This window comes from Desulfovibrio desulfuricans, from assembly GCF_024460775.1.
Taxonomy (GTDB): Bacteria; Desulfobacterota; Desulfovibrionia; order Desulfovibrionales; family Desulfovibrionaceae; genus Desulfovibrio; species Desulfovibrio desulfuricans_E.
On record NZ_JANFYZ010000004.1, the window covers coordinates 287,636 to 301,238 of the forward strand.

The window sequence follows — 13,603 nt, forward strand, 5'->3', positions numbered from 1 at the left end:
ATAGATCGGTGATCATACAGGCGGAACGACCATGACTCTCACTTCCTCCGGCATTTCGCGTGCGTTGCTGCGCGCCTGCGCCCTTTTTTTGTGCATAACCTGCGCAGGTATTGGAGCGCCTTCCACGGCGCACAGCGGCATGATTCCGCCCGTGTTGCGTTCTGCAAACACGCCGCTGCTGCCCGACCTGCAATACTTTATTGACGTGACGGGAACCATGGATGTGGAGGAGGCTGCCGCCCCTTCCAACAGCCAGATGTTCAAACCCCTGAACGTCAAGGAACTGCCGCGAGTCACCGGCGTGATGTGGCTGCGCTTTACCCTGGCCCCTCTGCCCGCTGGGGGACGCTCGCAGGCCATGCTGCTGGACATTGGGCCCGATGTTCCGGCTGACCCTGTTCTGTACGAACCAGCCGCCAACCCGGCGACAGACAGCGTTGAATGGCGCGAGATTCTCCCGAGTCACCGCAATGTGATGCTGTTGCCCGAACCGGGGGCCGACCCGATCACCTGCTATATCCGCCTGGACGGCCTGCCGGGCATCTGGTTTTCACCCATGCTGCGCAGCCCGCAGGACGCAGCCTCCAACTGGGGCAGCCTTGCGGGCACTGCCGCCCTGCTGGCTCTTGCCGTGGTCATGCTGCTGTGCCTTTTGCGCGGGCTCTCCGAAAGGGGCCAATGGCGCATCTGGACAGCGCTTTACGTGGGTGTTGCACTGGCGCAGGGCATATTTGGCATGCCTGCCTACGGCTCCGGCAGCATAACCCTTAATCAGGCTCTGGCGGTTCTCGCGCCTGGTCTGGCGCTTATGCTTCTGCCCCACGTGGGCCGTCATCTTATGCGCACGAGGGGCCGCTCGCCCCTGCTGGACGCCCAGTTTATATTGCTTTCCCTGCCGGGCGCGGCACTGGCCCTGCTGCCGCTCCTTCCCGGTTTTAGCTGGAGCATTCGTTTTCTTTCCCTCTGGCCTGCCTGCACGGTGATCTTTACCCTGAGCGCCCTTGGCGGAGCCATCATGGGCCTTGGCGGCGCACGGCGTTTTCTTTTGGGCTGTCTTGTGCCGCCCCTGTTTGTGGCTGCGGGCGTCATGGGGCTTGATTACGGCTACGCCGCAAATCTGCTGGCCTCTGCTCCCCTGTGGGGCACGGCCCTGAGCGCCCTGCTCATTGCCGGAACAGGCCTGCCGCGTGACGCTGCCCAGGCCGAAGAGGGCAAGAAAGCCACAAAGCGCGAATCCGCAGCGGCGGACAAACGAAACTCCGCCGCGCTGGATGCGGCGCTGATCAGTTCCAGCCTTGGTGCCGGGACAAACGATGGCCCCATCAGCCTTGACACTCCGCTGGACGACCCCAATCTGCGTCTCTTGCCGCCCTCTGCTGTTACAGGCAAAACCGCCGCTGACTTTTCCGCCCTGCCGGTGGATATTTCTGACAATTCCGATCTGGAACCAGTTGCAGCGCCTGCCAGAAACCAGAAAAAGTCAGCCTCCGCCGTTGACCCCGGCATGTGGGAGAACCTGCTGCGCCCGCCGCTGGATCGCCTCATGCGCGAGGGCGCGGCTCTCGGCCATTGCTCCCTGCCCCCTGCGGTGCGCCAGTATGCTGAAAACATGCTTGGCGCTGCTGGCGATCTTGCCAGAATTATTGACAACCCCGGCAAGGAGCTGGACCAGACCAGCGTGGGCGAGCAGCGCACGGCCTTCAACCTGCAGCACCTTGTGCGCGAGGCGCACGATGCCGTGACCACTGCCGCCGAGAACTCGGGCATCGGTCTTGCGTGGTACATGCCCCCCCTGCTGGGGCACATGTATGAAGGGCAGGCCAAAGCCCTGCGCGAAACCCTCGGCCTGCTGCTTGAAAGCGCCGTGCGGGCCACCACAAGAGGCGCTGTGCACCTTTCTGTACGCCGAGTGCCCGAAACCGCCGATCCGGGGCATCTGCTGTTTACCGTGACCGACACCGGGGCGGGCATCCCGCCGCGCGACAGATCTTCGCTGGCGCTCACCCGCGCATGGGAACTGGCCGGTTCCAACAGCGGGTACCTCAATGTGGAATGCGGCCCGCAGGGAACATCCATTGCCTTTACCCTGCGCCTGAAGCCGCTGGAGAACGAAACCGGAACAGAAGCTACGCCGGAACCACAACGCGCGCCCACCATTACCGTGGTGGCCGAAAGCGCCGTTGACCGTCAGGCGCTGGCCCACATGATAACCACCCTCGGCTGCAACAGCACCCAGGCCCGCAGCATGCGCGAAGCGCTGGAATGCAATCGCGAGGCCCCCGCTCTCATGCTCGTGGCCCAGTACCCCCACGACGGCCCCGCTGAGGCGGACGCTCTGGGCCGCTTTGAAGCCGAAGCCCTCAAAGTCGGGCTGCCCATATTCAAGGCCCTTGCCGTCACCAAGGACAATACCCGCTGGGATGAGCTGGCAGACACGGGTTACACCCACGCCCTGCTCGAACCTGTGGATGCGGAGGCCTTTGCCGCTACCCTGCGCGAAGTACTGGACGAAGCCGGATTTACAGACCACGGACCGGTTGTGTCAGCAGTGTCGGCCCCTGACCCTGCGGCAGAAGAAAGTGCCCCAGTGCCGCCCGCAGAGGATATTCCCCTGCCCGTTCACGAGGTCGGCTCGCCCGAACCCGAGAACATATCCGTCGATGCTGCCACCAGCATCCAGGCGCAGGAGCAGAACCAGCTACCCGACCTTTTCGGCCACGATGCTTCCTTGCAGAATGCCCTGCCGGGTACTGGCGCATCCATGGATTCTCAACCGTTGACGCTGCTGTCGTCCACGCAATCACTGAATTTTGGCACCGCCGACCAGTCTGGCATGCTCCTGCCCATGATGGAAGATTCCCCTCAGGCAGAAGAAGATGCGCCCATTGAACTGACGGATCTTTTGCCGCCCGAGAACACTGCGCAGGATGCCGGGCAGGCGCTTGCCGCCATGCCGGACACTCCAGAAATTTCCATGGAGGAACCTGCCGCCGTTATTCCCGCTCCTGCCGATGTTGCCCCTGCTGGTGCGGCCCCGGTCGAAAAAGAAGCATCCCCGGTAGAAGGACTGACCGCACCTGAGCAGGCTGAACCGCTGGATATTTTGCCGGATGCGGCCCAGCCGGAGCCTTTGGGTATGCAGGCCGACGCAGAGCATCAGCCCGAAGCGCAACCAGAAATTATTGCGGAGATATTGCCGGAGCCATCGACAGAAGAACCGCGGGAAGCTGACTCTGCAACCTCGCAGCAGGAGCCCTCGCAGGCCGCGAACAACACTGACGCTGAATTTATGGCCTCGGCTGGCCTTGAAGGCCCGCAGTGGGCGGCAGAAGCCCCCGCTGCTTCGCAGACGAGCGAGCCAGAGCCTGAATCAGCACGGGAATCCGAAGCGGAAGACGCGGCAGCGCAACAAGAGAACCCCGCCTCTGCACCAGTGGAACAGGCGGAACTCGTCACAGATACGCCCGCAGTTACACCTGTTCCAGAAGCAACGGAGCAAATGTCTGCCCCGGCGGACAAGACGCCTGAGGCCCTCGAGACTCTCGACTGGCCCGAGCCGGAACAGCTTTCCGACCCAACCCCTGCTGCTAGGGAAACTGTTACCCCGGCAGAATTTCTCGAGGCCTCCCTGCCTTCGGATCCAGATATGCCCGAACCAGCAGAGCAGCCCGCAGAACAACCCACCGCCGAAAGCGCCGACCCTCTCAAGGCCATGACAGGCAGGGCTGGAGAAGCCACGCTGTCTCCTGTCAACAACGCAGCCTTTGATGTTCCCGCGCCTGCTGGCAAGGGCGCATGGGATACATACAGCCTTCAGGATGAATGGGTGGGTGAACCTATGCCCATTGGCACCCCCATCAAAACAGCCAGCCCTGCGCCCCGGCCAGCGCAAGGCTTTGGGCAAGGCTTTGGGCAAGGCATACCCCAGACGCCCGCACGGGATGCCCTGTCTGCCACCGCGCCCACTCCTCCGCTTGCTGCGCCCGCCAGAGAAGAAAAAAGCTATGTCAGCCCCAGTCTCGCGCACCCCGGGGAATGGGTGGGCGAACCCATGCCCATGACCAAGCCCGCCAGGCAGGATGAGGCCTCCGGTACGGTCGACCAGAGTTCCAAGCAGGATTCCGGTCAGGCTGACGATGAAAGACATTCCCGTCAGGTTGAAATGCCGCGCACCGCAACGGGGCGGCTCATTCTCAAACTGCTGGGCAGCGCTGGCGACCGCCCCCTTGGGGCTGACAACGAACCTCTGCCAGGCGGCAAGCCCGATCTCATGGCGGATCTGGCGGCCATGCCACGTCAGGATGATGTGCAGGCCGAGTCCCCTGCACTTGCTGGCACGCCCCGGGCAGGGTCATCTGCCGGAGTTGCGGAACCTCAGCGTTCCGCCGCCCACCTCAAGGGCAAGGCAACTGGCAATTCCATTATGAATTTCATTGCAGGCGCCGCAGAAGCCCTGCGCCATAACGGGCATGACAACGCCCAGCATGCGCCTCAAGGCAGTCACTCCGGTGAAACAGCACCTGCACAGGCCCCTGAGGCAGTGAGCCATCGTGCGGCCCCTGCGGAGCAAAGAACCGTGGAGCCACAGCCAGCCGTATTTGCGCCGCAGGCTCCTGTGCAGCCCATAGCCCCGCGTGAAACGGATCAAACAATCCCGCAGCTTGTGGCGCGGCTTGATGCCGCCATGGACGATGCCCAACAGGGTTTCAAAAACCGGCGCTGCGCGGTGGTGGGTGATGCGGCCAACCGCATTGCCACGGAATCTGACGCCTTTGGCTTCCGCGTGCTGGCCCGTATGGCCCGTTGCGTGGAGCGCGCCGCCAAGGCCAATGACATGAACGCTCTACGCGACCTGCTGCCCGAGCTGGCCGTGGCGGTTGAACGCAACCGCATCGGCCTGACACCGCGCCGCTGATCGGCCACGTTCCTCAGGCGCAACCAGCATTGCAATAACCTTTGACCCAAGGGAAGCCATGTACAAGACCATTCTTATTCCTGTGAGCGGCAAAAACGGTCTGGACCGTGCCAAGTCTGCCCTGAATCACGCCAAAAACCTTGCCTGCGGCGATATTGTCCTCCTGCACATTTTTGAGCCGCTGCCCCAGATCGTGGGCGGCGAGGCCCACGCCGAACTTCTGGCGGAGCAGAAGGCCAAGGGGCAAACTCTGCTGAACACTGTAGCTGCGGAAATGGAAAAACCCGCCGGGTTTGTTCGCTGCCGTGTGGAAGAAGGCACCACGGCTGAAACCATCATTCGCGTGGCGCATGAGGAAAATGCCGACCTTATCATCATGTTCACTGACGGACGCGACGGGCTGCAAGACATGCTGCTCGGCTCCATCACAGAGCGTGTGCTGCGCAATACCGACACGCCGCTGCTGGCCATACGCCGCTAGGCACCGCGCCATCTGTGCTGGCTGAGGCGGCGCAATAGTTTGTAAAGGCTGGTATCTAACCCGCCCTGTACGCAGACGCCGCGCCGCCCGGCCTTTAACCGCGCGCACCCACTGCTGACGCGCTCTCACTGTGGGAAAACAATGCTGCTATTTTTTGAAACACTGGGCCTTATTGTCGCCCACATACTTTCGTGGGTTGCTGTCTGCCATGCCCTGCTGACCAAACACGACCCCCGCGCGGCCCTTGGCTGGACTGTCACGGCCCTGTTTCTGCCTGTTGTAGGCCCCATCCTGTATGCCTGTTTTGGCATCAGCAGAGCAGAAAGCAGGGCCAGCCGCATCATGCGGCGGCAGCAGCCTCTGGAGCCGGATTACGCCCATCCGCCCTTTTCCAAGGTTCCGCCGGAAAATATCCCTGACAGCATAGCCCGCATGGAACACATCGGGCGTGTGCTCACCGAGCAGCACCTGAGCACCGGCAATGCCGTCACCCCGTTGCGCAATGGTGATCAGGCCTACCCGGCCATGCTTGCTGCCATAGACAATGCCAAGGACCACGTTTTTCTCTGCACCTATATTTTCAACGCAGGCCAGGTTGCAACGGCCTTTGGCGAGGCCCTGGCCCGCGCTGCGGAGCGCGGCGTGGACGCCCGCCTGCTGGTGGACGGCATCGGCATGCTCTATTCCGTGCGCAAGCCGTGGAAAAAGCTTGCCCAACGCGGAGTGCGCGTGGCCCTGTTCATGCCGCCGCGCCTGTTTCCGCCCAATTTCAGCATCAACCTGCGCAACCACCGCAAAATGCTGGTGTGCGACACAGTGGCCTTTACCGGCGGCATGAACATAGCGGACGACAACATCGCCGCAGGCAAGACCAAGTATGTGCAGGACATGCACTTTCAGTGCGAAGGCCCCATTGTGGACCAGTTGCGCCGTGCATTTCTGCTCAACTGGGGGTTCTGCACCAACAACTACACGCCCCTGCCGCCAGCCACTACCCTGCCGCGCGGCGAAAGCCGCTGCCGCATCATCATGGACGGCCCCGGCTCAGAGGCGGACATTCTCAACGACATCTACTGCGCCGTCATCAATGCGGCCCGCCGCTCCGTGCGCATCATGACGCCCTACTTTCTACCCTCGCACGGGCTTGTCTCCGCGCTGCGTTCCGCCGGTCAACGCGGTGTGGACGTGCGTGTTGTACTGCCTGAAAAAAACAATCTGTTCTACGTGCACTGGGCGCAATACCGCCTGCTGCCCACCCTGCTGGAAGCAGGCGTGCGCGTATGGTACCAGCAGCCCCCCTTTGCTCACACCAAGCTGCTGGCCGTGGACGGCTACTATTCACAGATAGGTTCAGCCAATCTGGACGCCCGCAGCTTGCGTCTGAACTTTGAGCTGAACATGGAAGTGTTCAACCCGGATGTGCACGACCAGATTACCGCCCACATCGACAGGGCCATCATCACGGGACGCGAAATCACCAGGGATTACCTTGCAGCCCTGTCCTTGCCCGTAAAGCTGCGCAATGCCGCCTGCTGGATATTTTCGCCATATCTGTAATCACCCCACGCAAAAAGCCCCCAAGGAATCTCCCAGCCCGTATTCCGGGCCAAAAAACACCTTGGGGGCTTGAGCATGCATCCCTGAACCAAACTAGGGGGTTGTTTCTCAATAAAAAATTTTGCGCCGAGTACAAGGAAAACAGTATTTTTTACGACAGGAGACTACGCTTTCTGTCCATGACTGGAGTAAAAAATGCTGGATGTCGCAGTGACTGGCCAAAAGAATTATTGGGAAAAGGCCCCTAGCCAAACACGCGCACAATGTCCCTTGCGTCCATGTCGGGGTGGATGGGCTTGAGCGCCAGACGGCAGAAGTCGTCAGACCTGTCCATATCCAGCTTGAGTTCGGGGCGGCGCAGCCAGTCTTCTTCCGGATCAAACGTGCCTATTTTAAAGCTGGCGGCATTGTCCCATATGTAGTTGAGACAGTGCTCGCGCTGCGAGGTCTGGGCGGCCTTGGCGTCCAGTTCTTCCAGCAGATCGCGTGAAAGGATTTCCGCACCAAGGCCGTCTGGCCAGAGGTTGTTGCGCGGAATATGGTTATAGGCATAGTCCCAGCCGCCCTGATCGTAAAAATCCACCAGCCGGTCAATGGCCCCGGCCCAGATGAGCGGATTATCGGCGCACACACGTACCACACGCCCGGCATCCGCCGTGCGGGCCGCCAGACAGAAACGCGCCAGCACATCGTCCTCCGAACCGGCAACGCAGGGCACGCCGCGCCTTTGCAGATGCTCCATGAGTACACGGTCAAGGGGCGTATCCGGCACGGCCACCATGATGCCGTCAAGCTTTGCCGCCTGCGCCAGCCGCCGCGTTACCCAGTCTATAACGGGCACATCGCGCAGACAGAGCAGCGATTTCATGGGGAGCCGCGTGGAGCCGAGGCGGGCCTGAACAATGGCTATAACCTTGCCGGTCTTGCGCATGGGTGTTCCTTTGTGGAGCATGTTACGCTTGCTGCGGTTCTGCGGGAGCGGCATTTTCCGCCGCCTGAGGGGCGGCTGCGCCTTCCTGCAGGATATTCTGCATAAGGGCTACAACGCGCCCCTTGTTGGCCGTAAAATTAAGGGCGTTCTGGCGATCCCAAAAGCGTTTTCGCCGGGGATTTTTGAGCATGGCCAGAAAAACATTGCGAATCTTGGCATCGCTGACCCTGTCCATAATGCCCACAAAGGCAAAGCCGTTGCGTGGGCGGGCAAAGGTGTGGCGCGCCTCGCGCTCGTGGTGGGCCAGCACCATTGAAGGAATCCGCATGTGGGCCAGCTCGTACACCGTGCGCCCTGCGGAGCAGATGGCGAGGTCGGCCCCTTCCATCATGCGGCTCATGACGTTGGTGGCCCAGGTAAATTCCACCAGCGGGTTATCCAGCCGTGCCAGATGCGCCTCCATGGCGTCCTTGTGGGCATAGCCCGGCCCCGCCACAAGGCGGATGCGGATGCCGTAGGCCCGGCAGATGGGTTCGATGATGTCCAGTACCCGGCGCGAGCAGTCATTGAGATCCGTGCCGCCAAAGGTAATGAGCACTGTTCTGAGTTCAGGGCGGAAGGGATTGCGCGCCGCACCCAGAAACTCATCGCGCAGGCAAAAATAATCTGGCCCGTAGCGCAGGCGCTCGTTGCTGTCCCTGTCTTCGTACAGGGCGTTGACCACCAGCCGCGCCCAGTCCGCGCCGGGGCCTTCATCCTCAAAATTGACGCAGCGCACGCCAGCCGTGGTCAGGCGCGCCATATAGGCCGCCGTGGTGTTCAGAATATCGTTGACCACCAGATCGGGCCGCATGCGCAGCACAGTGTCTGCCAGCTCCTCGTTGCCCTGGCGCACGATCTTGTAGTCTTTGCGGGCAATGCTTTCCACCGCCAGCTCGCTCTCGCGCGTGCAGACAAAGCTGATCTTGTGATTGGTGATCTCGTGCGCCAGCATCAGCGCGCGGAATACATGCCCCATGCCGATGGCGGGCCAGCCAGCCACCACAAAGACCACATGCCGCCGCTGCAAAAGGTGCTCGCAGATCCACCAGTCCTGATAGCCCTGAATTTCAATGGCCCTGTCGTTGAGAAAATACGGCACTATCTTGCCGCGCCCCAGCGTGTGGCCGTTGGCCTTGTCCAGCAGGGCAAGCCGCAGAATGATCAGCGCGCGGCTTTCCACCACCAGCATTTTTTCGCTGTCGTGTCCGGCGTCTTCGTCCAGCAGGCTCTCAAGCCCTTCGCCCTGCACATTCCAGATGCGCTGGCGCATGCTTTTGACCGTCACCAGACTATCGGCCTGCGCCTCGCGAAAGCGCTTCCAGGCGTCTTCCACATCCACCCATGTGAGCAGAGGGCAGGAGGCGCGCAAAATCATGCAGTGCTCGTATTCCCGTGCAAGCTCTGTCAGCAGGCCGCGCATTTCGGTAACAATATCAAGGCTGGTGAACCGCAGATCCTTGTTCCAGTGGTGCCGCACGCCCGCGCGTTCGCAGATGAGCGCGATCTCCTGACTGTCGGTCAGCACAACAATATCATCGCCGGGCAAGACGCCGCGCGCGGTATTGACGGCCCGTTCCACAAGCGTAACCCCGGCCAGTTTTTTAACAAGCTGGTCAGGAATGACGGCATTTTTCTTGATGGCAGGTATGACGATGCAGCGTTCTTTCACGTGTGTTCTCGGCTGTGCGGAAGGAGCAGGGCGCAGTGAGCAAACCCCGGACAACATCGTGAAACCGATGCCGTCCGGGGCAATACAGACCGCGTTAGCGCAGGCTGGCCAGAACCTCGCGGGTGGAAGCCAGCATGTAGTCAAATTCCTCATCCGTCAGCCAGTGCTGGAAGGGGAAGGAAATCATGGCGTCAAAGAAGGTGTCGGCATTGGGGCAGTCGGCCTTGCCCATGCCCAGACGGCGGTAGTAATCGTAGCGATCCAGCGGAATATACTGCACCACGCACTTCACGCCTTTTTCATTGAACATGGCGCGTATAAAGCGGTCGCGGGCTTCGGTGCCCGTGGTCATGCGCGCGGCCAGCAGGTGATAGTTGTGGCGGCGCGAATCCTCCCGGTGGAACTCCAGCTCGGGAAAATCCGCCAGCGCATCAATGAAGCGCAGTGCGCGGGCGCGCTTTTCGTCATTGATGGCGTCGATACGCTCAAGGAGCTTGGCCCCCAGCGCGCATTCCACTTCGCCAAGACAATAGTTGTTGGGCTGCAGGGGTTCCCCGTCCAGCATGGGCAGATCGACGTTGCCCATGGCGGGCTTCCAGTAGTCGGGCCGTTCAAAATCATAGCCGCAATGCCCGTTGTGGCGCAGGGTTGGCACCAGGGCCGCCAGCTTGGGATCGCGCACATAGAGCATGCCGCCCTCACCAAGGGTGGTGAGGTTTTTGTGCGAATGGAAGGAGAAAACGGCCATGTCGCCAAAGCTGCCAGCCTTTTTGCCGTTCAGCTCGGAGCCGATGGACTGGGCCGCGTCTTCGATGAGGATAAGCCCGCGCTCTTTGCACAGGGCGGCAATGCCTACCATGTCTGCCACATAACCGTACAGATGCACCACAACAACGGCCTTGGTGCGGGGCGTAATGGCTTTTTCGATGCTTTCGGCTGTGACGACCCGGGTAAGAAGGTCAACGTCAGCCCAGGCCATTGTGGCGCCCTTTTTGATGTAGGGGTAGGCAGAGGCCGTAAAGGTATGCGAAGGCATGACCACTTCATCGCCGGGCTTGAAGCGGCACAACTGGGCCGAAAGTTCCAGAGCCGAAACGCCGTTCATGGTCACAAAGCAGCTGCCCTGGGCAACGCCCTGATAGCTGGCAAACTTGCTTTCAAAATCACGCATGTGCACGCCCTGGGTGAGCGTGTCGGCATTGCGCATGACATCGACAACCACGGCGATTTCTTCTTCCGTGTAGCGGATGGCGCGGCCACTGAAATTCACTTTAAGGTCCATGAGGACTCCTTGTGGCAAATGCGCCGCCGGAAGGCCCGACGGCGCACAATATGCGGTTATCACTGCAAGCGGTGGCGCTGGTTGCGCCGCGCGCGGCTACATGCGCTTGAAGCGCTCGATAACGTTTTCCTTGGTGAGGATCTTTTTGAAATCCGGGCCAAGGCGGTTGGAAAGCGGCTTTTCGTGCACAATGCTGGCGCCGTAAAGGGCATCGTACTGCGCATCGGTAAGGCCCTGGCAGATGCCCTTGGGCAGGTCGATGCCCTGACGTTCCATCATGGACATAAAGTCTTTGTATTCATTGGGGTAGATGTCTTCCAGCACGGTGAGGGCATGGCAGTTGGCAATGCCGTGGTGCATGTGCAGCACCATGCTGAGACCAGCGGAAAGGGGATGCACCACGCCCACGAAACCGGCGGCCATGCCGCCCAGGAAGGAGGCGATCATGAGCTTTTCGCGGTTTTCATCGCTCATCATGTCGCTGGAAAGGTAGACCTGCTTGCTGAGGTCAATGGCCTTTTCAGCCAGGGAATCCACCACCACGTTGCGGTAGGAGCCGGTGATGCTCTCAAAGCAGTGCATGTAGGTATCAATACCCGTGTAGAAATACTGGTTGCGCGGCACGCTGGCGGTCAGGTCAGGGTCGAGCAGCACCTGCTCGAACATGGTGTAGTCGCTGTTCATGCCCAGCTTGATGTTCTTTTCCTCGTTGCAGATGATGCCAGTGCGCGAGGTTTCGGAACCCGTACCGGAAAGGGTGGGAACGGCGATTTTGTAGGGAGCGGGATTCTTGACCAGTTCCCAGCCCTGATAGTTTTCGGCCTTGCCGGGGTTGTTCAGCAGGTTGCCCACGCACTTGCAGGTATCAAGCACGCAGCCGCCGCCAAAGGCCAGCAGGGCGCAGGGGGCCACGCCGTTGAGGAAGGCCTTCACCTTGTCGGTGTAGCCGTCAATGCTGTCAGTGGTGGGTTCGTTGGTGGTGTCCACATAGACCACCATGTCCTTGCTTTCCACGGGCAGCTTGGCAATGAGATCCTTGCCTTCAAAAAAATGGTCAATAAAGAACACGGCAGGGCCGTTCACTGCGGCGCGGCGCGCGCCGATCAGATCGCCAAGCTGGGCAAGGCTGCCCGAACCAATCATATAGTAACCGACATTCTTTGCGTTGCGAAACATAGTTGCCCTCTCAATATGGCAGATGATGACCGGGCCATACGCTATAGCCGAACGTCTGGCAAGATGGCCAGCAATGGGCCATTGGCGCGGATTTTCGCCTGTTGTCGCCGAAGGGCGGCACAACCTTCATATGGTGGCCCTCAGACCCCGCTGTCGTCAAGTGGATCAGAGCCAAAACGGTTGGATCCGGAGGTTCCTTTAAGCGCGTATACCACCAGAAGCCCAAGGCTCGCCAGAGCCGCCGCACTGCCTGCCAGCACCAGCAGACCATCAGCTTCAAGCACGGCCCCTGCTATGGCAGGCAGCGCCGCTGCCAGCGGCAGCATCTGCCACCAGCCGGAAAGGTCGCGGTCGTGCAGCCTGCGCGTTGACACGCTCACCGTTGGCAGCAGCAACCACAGGGCCTGCACGGCGCTGATGATGGAAGCCAGCGCTGGCGCAATAGCTCCCACGATGGCCACCGCAATATTGATCAGCAGCGTGAACAGGCAGAACCACCAGAATTCGGAGCGCGAGGCCCGGCCCTTAAAGCTGCAATACTTTTGGGTCAGGCAGATTTTTACGGCATCCCTGAATTCCATGCGCTCTCCCTCCAGCGGGCAAGATCAGGCCCGGTGCTGCCGCCATGACTGCACGGTGTTGCTCAGCAGCATGGCAATGGTCATGGGGCCAACGCCGCCGGGCACAGGCGTAATGGCATGCGCCTTGGGGCTTACACTGGCAAAGTCAGCATCGCCGCACAGACCTTCGGGAGTGCGGTTGATGCCCACGTCAATGACCACCGCGCCCTGGCGCACCATATCGCCCGTGATGCAGCGGGGCCTGCCCATGGCAAGAAACAGAAAATCGGCCTGACGGCACTGCTCGGCAAGATCGGGCGTGCGCGAATGGCATACGGTCACCGTGGCATCGCCAAAACGGCCAGAACGGGCCAGCAGCATGGCCAGCGGTTTGCCCACAATGTTGGAGCGGCCCACAACCACGGCCTTCTTGCCGCTGGTGGGCAGGTCGTAGCGGCGCAGCAGCTCCATGACCCCGGCGGGCGTGCAGGAGACAAAACCCGGCAAGCCCAGCGAAAGACGGCCCACGCTCACAGGGTGGAAACCGTCCACGTCCTTTTCCGGATCAATGGCCAGCAGGCATTCCTGCGCGTCCAGCCCCTTGGGCAGGGGCAGTTGCAGCAGGATGCCGTCCACAGCTGGATTGGCGTTGCACTCGCCAATGAGTTGCAGCAGATCCTGCTGGCTGGTGGTGGCGGGCAAATGGTGCGGAAAGGAAACAATACCGGCTTCGGCGCAGGCGCGTTCCTTGTTGCGCACATAGACCTGCGAGGCAGGATCTTCGCCCACAAGGATAACCGCAAGGCCCGGCGCACGATGGCCCTCGGCACGTGCGGCGGCCACTTCCGCGCCAAGCTCCGCCCGGATGTCGGCGGCGGTTTTTTTGCCGTCAATCAAGATCATGTCAAACTCCAAAAAATAAGATAGCCGCCGCAAACAGGGCGACCGCCGCGCCCGGCCGGTGCGACGGTCGCTGGTGGTACCCGCGCC

At 61.1% G+C, this 13,603-nt stretch carries 9 protein-coding genes; 3 read left to right on the top strand and 6 right to left on the bottom strand.

Annotated features, from left to right (window positions below):
- Positions 1–31 precede the first annotated feature (31 nt).
- From NE637_RS07115 to NE637_RS07125, 3 genes are all read left to right on the top strand, one after another.
- Positions 32–4,915 (top strand): response regulator, encoded by a 4,884-nt coding sequence (locus tag NE637_RS07115; protein ID WP_227118175.1) that lies wholly within the window; start codon positions 32–34, stop codon positions 4,913–4,915.
- A 58-nt stretch (positions 4,916–4,973) separates the two neighbouring features.
- Positions 4,974–5,396 (top strand): universal stress protein, encoded by a 423-nt coding sequence (locus tag NE637_RS07120; RefSeq protein WP_227118176.1) that lies wholly within the window; start codon positions 4,974–4,976, stop codon positions 5,394–5,396.
- 141 nt (positions 5,397–5,537) lie between these two features.
- Positions 5,538–6,953: a phospholipase D-like domain-containing protein gene (locus tag NE637_RS07125; protein WP_215647521.1), complete on the top strand. Its 1,416-nt coding sequence runs from the start codon at positions 5,538–5,540 to the stop codon at positions 6,951–6,953.
- Between the two features lie 244 nt (positions 6,954–7,197).
- Here NE637_RS07125 and NE637_RS07130 read toward each other — a convergent pair whose 3' ends face one another.
- From NE637_RS07130 to folD, 6 genes are all read right to left on the bottom strand, one after another.
- Entirely contained in the window at positions 7,198–7,905 is a 708-nt protein-coding gene (locus NE637_RS07130) for a cytidylyltransferase domain-containing protein (protein WP_225530015.1), read from the bottom strand.
- Position 7,906: 1 nt separating this feature from the next.
- The gene (locus NE637_RS07135) at positions 7,907–9,595 is read right to left on the bottom strand and encodes a cytidine 5'-phosphate N-acetylneuraminic acid synthetase (protein WP_227118177.1); all 1,689 of its coding nucleotides are present in this window, start codon (positions 9,593–9,595) and stop codon (positions 7,907–7,909) included.
- Positions 9,596–9,689: 94 nt separating this feature from the next.
- Entirely contained in the window at positions 9,690–10,877 is a 1,188-nt protein-coding gene (locus tag NE637_RS07140) for a DegT/DnrJ/EryC1/StrS family aminotransferase (protein WP_192113159.1), read from the bottom strand.
- A 96-nt stretch (positions 10,878–10,973) separates the two neighbouring features.
- Complete coding sequence (locus NE637_RS07145) at positions 10,974–12,053, bottom strand: iron-containing alcohol dehydrogenase family protein (RefSeq protein WP_192113158.1); 1,080 nt, start codon at positions 12,051–12,053, stop codon at positions 10,974–10,976.
- A gap of 140 nt (positions 12,054–12,193) precedes the next feature.
- Positions 12,194–12,634 carry a DUF805 domain-containing protein gene (locus tag NE637_RS07150; protein WP_215647520.1) on the bottom strand — a complete coding sequence of 147 codons (441 nt, stop codon included), beginning with the start codon at positions 12,632–12,634 and terminating at the stop codon, positions 12,194–12,196.
- Between the two features lie 24 nt (positions 12,635–12,658).
- Positions 12,659–13,516 (bottom strand): bifunctional methylenetetrahydrofolate dehydrogenase/methenyltetrahydrofolate cyclohydrolase FolD, encoded by an 858-nt coding sequence (folD, locus tag NE637_RS07155; protein ID WP_215647519.1) that lies wholly within the window; start codon positions 13,514–13,516, stop codon positions 12,659–12,661.
- Positions 13,517–13,603 lie beyond the last annotated feature (87 nt).

Excerpts from the sequence above, each read along its gene's own strand:
- NE637_RS07150 (WP_215647520.1), bottom strand. The coding sequence starts at position 12,634 with ATGGAATTCAGGGATGCCGTAAAAATCTGCCTGACCCAAAAGTATTGC.
- NE637_RS07145 (WP_192113158.1), bottom strand. The coding sequence starts at position 12,053 with ATGTTTCGCAACGCAAAGAATGTCGGTTACTATATGATTGGTTCGGGC.
- NE637_RS07125 (WP_215647521.1), top strand. The coding sequence starts at position 5,538 with ATGCTGCTATTTTTTGAAACACTGGGCCTTATTGTCGCCCACATACTT.
- NE637_RS07120 (WP_227118176.1), top strand. The coding sequence starts at position 4,974 with ATGTACAAGACCATTCTTATTCCTGTGAGCGGCAAAAACGGTCTGGAC.
- NE637_RS07130 (WP_225530015.1), bottom strand. The coding sequence starts at position 7,905 with ATGCTCCACAAAGGAACACCCATGCGCAAGACCGGCAAGGTTATAGCC.
- folD (WP_215647519.1), bottom strand. The coding sequence starts at position 13,516 with ATGATCTTGATTGACGGCAAAAAAACCGCCGCCGACATCCGGGCGGAG.
- NE637_RS07115 (WP_227118175.1), top strand. The coding sequence starts at position 32 with ATGACTCTCACTTCCTCCGGCATTTCGCGTGCGTTGCTGCGCGCCTGC.
- NE637_RS07140 (WP_192113159.1), bottom strand. The coding sequence starts at position 10,877 with ATGGACCTTAAAGTGAATTTCAGTGGCCGCGCCATCCGCTACACGGAA.